Annotated in this window: 1 protein-coding gene; it reads right to left on the reverse strand. The window is 64.6% G+C overall.

The genetic code is table 11. The features are described 5' to 3' along the window. A partial coding sequence (locus SB756_RS32640) for a hypothetical protein (protein WP_410913586.1) occupies nucleotides 1-254 on the reverse strand: 254 nt, incomplete at both ends.

Here is a 254-nt window from a genome sequence, read left to right on the forward strand (position 1 = left end):
GCAGGCAATTACCTGGTACATCAACCAGCCGTTGGCCAAGACATCCAACGACGGTTCGGGGGTTTCGATCCGCAGGGCGCCCAGGGTCTGGCGCCAGTAGATCTGAACCTTTTCGAACGCTTCCATGGCTGCCCGTAGGCCGCGGTATTGCTGCACACACCGGGTAGCGGTCTTGGCATCCTGCTCGGCCCCCAGGCGGAACACCACCTCACGGCTTTCGCCGGCCTCCAGCAGCACGCTGACCCGCAGCGCCG

Source organism: Pseudomonas sp. SIMBA_068, assembly GCF_046534705.1.
Classification (GTDB): domain Bacteria; phylum Pseudomonadota; class Gammaproteobacteria; order Pseudomonadales; family Pseudomonadaceae; genus Aquipseudomonas; species Aquipseudomonas putida.